Annotated in this window: 7 protein-coding genes; 2 read left to right on the forward strand and 5 right to left on the reverse strand. The window is 38.0% G+C overall.

The features are described from left to right. Window positions 1-19: 19 nt before the first annotated feature. A complete protein-coding gene (locus COJ96_RS24870; protein WP_098576486.1) occupies window positions 20-1,213 on the reverse strand; it encodes a glucose-1-phosphate adenylyltransferase in 1,194 nt (397 codons plus the stop codon). Between the two features lie 272 nt (window positions 1,214-1,485). Further along, window positions 1,486-2,718 carry a DUF438 domain-containing protein gene (locus tag COJ96_RS24875; protein WP_098576487.1) on the reverse strand — a complete coding sequence of 411 codons (1,233 nt, stop codon included), beginning with the start codon at window positions 2,716-2,718 and terminating at the stop codon, window positions 1,486-1,488. 268 nt (window positions 2,719-2,986) lie between these two features. Here COJ96_RS24875 and COJ96_RS24880 point away from each other — a divergent pair, with 268 nt between their 5' ends. Next, window positions 2,987-3,964, forward strand: coding sequence for a ring-cleaving dioxygenase (locus COJ96_RS24880; RefSeq protein WP_098576488.1), 978 nt, complete (start codon window positions 2,987-2,989; stop codon window positions 3,962-3,964). A 47-nt stretch (window positions 3,965-4,011) separates the two neighbouring features. Here the strand turns inward: COJ96_RS24880 and COJ96_RS24885 are convergent, their stop codons facing one another. The 3 genes from COJ96_RS24885 to COJ96_RS24895 form a co-directional block, all read right to left on the reverse strand. Next, window positions 4,012-4,650, reverse strand: a complete 639-nt coding sequence (locus tag COJ96_RS24885) for a PspA/IM30 family protein (RefSeq protein WP_098576489.1) — start codon at window positions 4,648-4,650, stop codon at window positions 4,012-4,014. Window positions 4,651-4,673: 23 nt separating this feature from the next. Beyond that, window positions 4,674-5,018, reverse strand: coding sequence for a lmo0954 family membrane protein (locus COJ96_RS24890; RefSeq protein WP_098576490.1), 345 nt, complete (start codon window positions 5,016-5,018; stop codon window positions 4,674-4,676). 153 nt (window positions 5,019-5,171) lie between these two features. Then, window positions 5,172-6,140, reverse strand: coding sequence for a DUF1835 domain-containing protein (locus tag COJ96_RS24895; protein ID WP_098576491.1), 969 nt, complete (start codon window positions 6,138-6,140; stop codon window positions 5,172-5,174). Between the two features lie 157 nt (window positions 6,141-6,297). On the opposite strand from COJ96_RS24895, the gene COJ96_RS24900 reads away from it, so the two are divergent. Continuing rightward, the gene (locus COJ96_RS24900; RefSeq protein WP_098576492.1) at window positions 6,298-6,606 is read left to right on the forward strand and encodes a hypothetical protein; all 309 of its coding nucleotides are present in this window, start codon (window positions 6,298-6,300) and stop codon (window positions 6,604-6,606) included. The last annotated feature ends 144 nt before the right edge of the window (window positions 6,607-6,750 follow it).

Here is a 6,750-nt window from a genome sequence, read left to right on the forward strand (position 1 = left end):
AAGGGAAGGTTTCCGATTTTTAGGATGATATTGTCAATACATTGTTTTTGGACGTTGTTTCGTGAAGGGCAGGATCCACGGTCACATTATTTCCGACAACTATTAAATGGATGTCCGGATCCTTTGAGACAAGGATGACACCTTTCTTAATCACTGTTTGGCTGCCTATGACCGCATTTTCAATCCAAGCGTTCTCTTCAACAATGGTATTAGGCAGGATAACAGCATTCTTGATTCGCGCCCCCTTTCCAACCTTCACCCCGCTAAACACAACAGATTTTTCGATAGTCCCGTATATTTCACAGCCTTCACTTAGTAAACTTTGTTGAGCCTTTGCGGATTGATCCAAATATAAAGGGTCCGCATTATGTTCGACCGTATGGATTTTCCACTCCGGATTTTGCAGAAAAATGTTTGTCTCCTTATTTAAAAGATCTAAATTAGCATCCCAAAAACTCCGAACGGTCCCCACATCTTTCCAATAGTTGTTGAAATAATAGGCATAGAGCCCTCGTCCATCACACAGCATTGAAGGAATGATATCCTTACCAAAGTCTCGATTTGTAATTTCTTTTTGCTCCTCTTGCAGCAAGTATTCTTTTAACACTGGCCATTTGAAAATATAAATACCCATTGATGCCAAATTCGTCGTCGGATGTTCTGGTTTTTCTTCAAAATCGATAATTTTATAGCTTTCCTTCTCCATTTTTATGAGTCCAAAGCGGCCGGCGTCTTCCCACGGAACTTCAACGACAGCAATCGTACAATCCGCGTTCGTTTCAATATGCTGTTCAAGCATCAAAGAATAATCCATTTTATAGATTTGGTCTGCAGAAAGAATCAGAACATGCTCTGGCTTTTGCTGCTCGATAAATTCAATATTTTGAAAGACAGCATGGGAAGTTCCTTCATACCATTCTACTCCAGAGTTATTGCGTTGAAATGGTGGGAGAATCGTCAGGCCCCCGTGACGATTATACAAGTTCCAATAGTTGTAATGACCAAGATGTGAATGCAGCACATAGGGCCTGTATTGCGTTAAAATGCCAACCATCTCAATTCCGGAATTCAGACAATTACTTAAAGCAAAATCAATGATACGGTACTTCCCGCCAAAGGGGACTGCTGGTTTCACTAATGACTTTGTCAGCAGGTTTAACCTTGTTCCCTTCCCGCCTGCCAATAACAAAGCAATCCATTTTTGTTTTTTCATTGTTACCCTCCTCGAAAATTAGTTCCTAACATGTGCACATCTACAACATCTTCCTCTACTTTTATTATCTCCGTTTTCTTCCAGTTTTCCGTTGAACCTGTTACAGCTTTGTGAAAGTGACCAGCTTTTTTATCGACACAAACTGTAAGCAAACTCAAATATTAGCAAGTATTGTCGTAATTTTAAAAACTGAATAGTTCCCATAACAAAAAAACTGCCATTTCTTGACGATTACCTCGACATTGAAATGACAGTTCTTTTTATATATGCTCTTAATTTAAGATTCGTTTCTCTCCTTCAATTGCTTTGATCGGATCAATATTCTGGGTAAATTCAAGCGTGCCGATATAGTTTCCGTTCTCATCACGAACCGCAAAGTAGCGAATATAAACATATTTATCCTTGAACTTAATCCAAAAATCTTCACAGTCCTTTTTGCCAGACTTAAAGTCTGCCAACAACGCCTCTACAACATGGACACTTCTTGGAGGGTGACAGTTTTGGACAGTTCGGCCAATGACGGCTTTCGTCCGCGCGAAAATTCTTTCCTTCCCGTGTGAGAAATAACGGACCACATCATCCTGATCAATAAACGTGATATCCACTGGTAAATGGTTTAATAACAACTCCAGCTGCTTTAAGGAAAGAATCCCTGTTTCCATCTTAATATACCCTTCAGAGATGGCCTTTTCTTCCAAGGCCTTTCTCTCAGGCTTCCAAACCTCGGCAGAATCGATCAGGCAAAAACCAATTTCATCACTTTCATGGGCGATTTTAACCCATTCATCTTCCGTAAAATTATTTAAGGCCATTGGGAAAAGGATGTTCTCTTCCTTATAAATCATCCCTGCTACTTCTTGAATGACATAATTTACAACGGCAATAATAGCTTCCTTATCGCCTTGATAATTAACAAGTTTCTGCCTGCAATCCTTAATCGCGTCCCGAATGAAATCATCAATTCTCCACATATTGGTGGTTGGACCGAAAATCCCGTACTTTTCTAAATAGGGAAAAATCAAATTCTCTTTACGGCTATAATGCTTTTCAATATCCAGCAATAGATTGATATCTTCCATTAGTTTGTAAATATTCTCTGTAGAATCTTCCTTCATAAATTTCTCCAAATGGACCTGAAGCTTCTTCGATAACAATTTATCTATTTCTCGATTCTCACGCTTAAAAGTATGAACGGGATGCCCAGGCTGTTCTTCTAATCTTCCGTTTTGGGTTCCATCTTCCACAATCGCTCCTTGAAAAATAGCTGAATGCTGATGATAGAGATGTTGTAGTTCTTTCGCAGAAATACTTCCCTCTTCGACAAAATCATGTTGGAGCTGTGTAATCTCTTCAATGGTTATTTTTCCAATCAATGCATCAAAGTGGGCTTTAACCTCGTCCAAGTTTCTTCCTTGATGAAGATCGACAAACAGTTGTTTTAATATACTTAAGCGTTCTGAATTTGATTTAGTCAGTTGTTCACGATTATTAATGATTTCACTCATAATAGGATTCTCCTTCATTGTGGCAAAATACTTTTGATATTTGTTCTCATTAGTAACTTACCACTTCCGAAAATCCTTGTTAGTGATTAACATCATTAGTAACAAGCTAATTGTGAAAATTTTAGGAACGAACTTTTGACAGCAAAGTTATTTCATGTTATATTTATTTCGAATTAAAGATAAATTAATTCAAGGTAATATTCCATTTAATCTTAAAAGATACTATGAAAATAAATGCTAATTATAGAGGGAAATGGGAGGAACAACAATGAATGGATTAAAAGGTATACATCACGTGACCGCGATTACAAGCAGTGCGGAAAAAAACTATGAATTTTTCACATATGTATTAGGGATGCGCTTAGTCAAGAAAACAGTTAACCAGGATGATATTCAAACCTATCATTTATTCTTTGCTGATGATGTTGGCAGTGCAGGAACCGATATGACCTTTTTCGATTTTCCAGGGATTCCGAAAGGAGTTCATGGTACTAATGAAATTGCAAAAACTTCGTTCCGTGTCCCTAGTGATGCAGCAATTGAATATTGGCTGAAACGTTTTGATCGTTTAGAGGTAAAGCATACAGGGATTAAAGAACAATTCGGTAAAAAAACCCTGTCGTTTGTGGATTTTGATGACCAGCATTATCAATTGATTTCAGATGAAAATAATCAAGGGATTGCAGCCGGTACCCCATGGCAAAAAGGGCCTATACCATTAGATTATGCCATTACAGGATTGGGTCCAATCTTTGTTCGTGTCGCAAATTTCGACTACTTTAAAGAAATGATGGAAAAAGTCCTTCACATTAAAGAAATAGCAAATGAAGGTTCATTTCATTTATTCGAAGTGGGTGAAGGCGGAAATGGTGCACAAGTAGTTGTCGAGTATAATGCGATCCTCCCTCAAGCACGCCAAGGCTTCGGGACCGTCCATCATGCGGCTTTCCGTGTCGAAGATCGGTCTGTCTTAGAAGAATGGATTGGACACATGGAAAGCTTCGGCTTCCAAACGTCAGGGTTCGTCGATCGTTTCTTCTTCGGTTCCTTATATGCAAGAGTGGCACCACAAATACTGTTTGAGTTTGCAACCGACGGTCCAGGATTTATGGGCGACGAGCCTTACGAAACATTAGGCGAAAAATTATCTTTACCGCCATTCTTAGAACCCAAACGGGAACAAATTGAGAGTATGGTTCGTCCAATTGATACGACTAGAAGTACCAAGGAATTCATTAAAGAATAAAACAAAGAGCGAGGCAACGATGCCCCGCTCTTTGTTCATTTAAAAACTTATGAAATCGTTTCTTTTTTCATTTCTTTTTCTAATTGTGCGACGCGCTCATCAATTGTACTGCGGTAAAATGAGCTGTTCACTTGGTGCTCTAAGCGGTCAAGATAGTTTTCGATTTCCTTAAACTTTGAGTATGATTTATCAGAGTATGAATGGGAATCGAGCACTTGGTTAATTTGAAGATTCGCGCGAGTCACATTTTCTCTGCCCATTAATTCCATTCTGCGAAGATGCATATCTTTCACCTTATGCTTCATTTCCTCATATTTTCTTTCTAAATCACTTAACTGCCCATTAACTTGTTCTAGGGAAGTACGTAAACGATTTGCTCGATCGGTATATTGCTGCTGCTCGGCGGCGGCGAACTGATATAACTCATTTTCCCCTGCTTTTGATGCAATTTCGGCTTGGTATGTTCTTTTTTCTGCTAACTCTTCTGCATGCTGTAATTCTCTTTGGAATTCATCTTTCAAGACATACTGGCGCTCCAACAACTTTCGCACCTTTTCGGTCTCTTGTTCACATTGGCGAAGGTATTGATTAAGAAGAGCAATTGGATTTTTCTTCTCCTTGTGATCAATCGCCTCGTGTAAATCTGCTGTAATCGTGTTTTTAATTCTTGTAAATAAGTTTGTCATGTTATTCTCTCCTTTTTTTGTTTTTATTTCTTTAATTCATTCCATTGCTTTTCAAAATTAATGAATGGATCTGATTCCTCTTTTTCAAAAATCACCTTGCTGCTATTCCATTTTTTGTAGACTAGGTACAGCACATAAGCAGCTGCAACACCAATGATGGCAGGAATATTGTGTAGAGAAGCGATCAGGACAATCCCCCCGATAATCGCTAAGCCAATTTTCCAACCAGTTGATTCTGTTTTTAGGAATTTTTTGTAGATGAAATATAACAGCACTGCACTTACAATCAGACCTAGCATCGGACCAATTGTTGAAAGCAGGACGATTGCTGCAATCCCACCTGCTAAAAGTAAACCGAATTTTTTCATTTTGTTTTCCTCCTTTGTTTATCTTGATATCATCTTACCTTTTTTCCCTGATTATCATAATTGCGCCTAAGCTTGATTTTTCACTCGGTCTAAAGACGTAGAAAGGGTCAGTCCGTTACAACTTTATGTGTTGTGAAGGACTGACCCTAATATTTAATATTCAGCTTTATTAATAAGCCTTTTTCCATTCCAGAACCATATTTCCTCTTTTAAATAGACCCCGCCAAGCCACCAATCTCGTTCATAAAATTCAAAGGACGTGTTTCTTCCATATAAAACGTCTAAACCATCGGAAGTTAACCTAAGTTTGGCTAAGGGTACTGGGTTCTCATAGTTAGGAAGTGGATTATCACATTCCAAAAATGGGTATGGGCCCTTCATCAACTCGTTTAGCATAGCTGCAAAATAAAGATCACTTATTCCATCGTTACTTCTTTTTTGAGTAATCGCTTGGAATAATTCAATAAAGGAGCTAGGATTTTTATCAAGATTTTTAATCACGAAGGTTTCTACCTCATTTAGACCTGTATGAATTGAAGGAAAGAAGCTTAAATGATATTGTAATGCTTGTTTTAAAAAAGGTAATTTTTGCTTTGAGGCTTCAATCCAATTTTCAATCTCCATGGGATTCTTTGAGGTATATGCTTGCCAGCCCGTAATTGCCTCATTTATTTGTTCTTCTGAAATGGTTTGTTTCTTTTTATGAAAAAGTTCTTCCAACTGATGTGAAGCTAATTGCCCAAGGCCATAAAATGGCTCCTCCCCTTCATACTCATTAATTGTCACCATTGATAGGTTCTTCAATTCTTTTTTTGATAGTTCATTGAGCAAAAACATTAACATCGTTTGATCATATCGGTCGTGCTCAAACCAGAGAACAATTTCTGTCTTCTTAGGAATCTCAGAAAGAAATCGATTTTGCTCTTTACAATTCTGGATGAATAACGCAGCTGGAATCGCTAACTTTCTTTCAAAAAAATCGGCTCGACAACTAATCCATTTTTCACCGGAAATGTCATGAGAGAGTGGACCAAAATCATACATTTCCCGCCAAACCAGAACATCTCCTGGAAGATTTCCAATCTTATTCCCCACCACATCCCCATTCACAATATGTATCATAGCAATATACCTCCGTTGTGACTAGCATAAATCTATTTTAGCATGGAAATACATATATCCTTCTAATATATGTATGGACCTGTAGTTTGCTAAGAAGGGATTGCATATTAGTGATTGCCTATGCATATCGTTTTAAGACGGGAAAAGGAGTGATGTTATGCTTAGTATCGAAGCAACCAGGAAAATTGAGAGTATTGCCCATCCAAAAGTCCAAAACATCGTTAGAACTTGTGTGGAACAAGGATGTCAATTCAAGCCACATCCAAATAATCCTAACTTAGTTAATTTATTTGACCCTGTCCGCAGGAAAAATATCATTGGAGATTTAAATCTTTTAAGTGAAAGAGGCTATTTTACTTTGGAAGTGGATAATGGACGTTTCAAGACTTTCCGAAATGAAGTGTTGGGATTGGATATCGACCGTGATGATTTTGAATATAAGGTATTACGGCGATTAAGGCGATAATTATAATGTAACTGACCGAAAAGGACAATGAAATTTAACTCATTGCCCTTTTTTACTTATATGGGGAAAAAGCATGAAAAACAAAAAAGACAACCTTTTTCAGATTGTCCTTTTCGTGCCCGGCAACGTCCTACTCTCACAGGG

The organism is Bacillus sp. AFS073361 (assembly GCF_002567005.1).
Classification (GTDB): domain Bacteria; phylum Bacillota; class Bacilli; order Bacillales; family Cytobacillaceae; genus Neobacillus.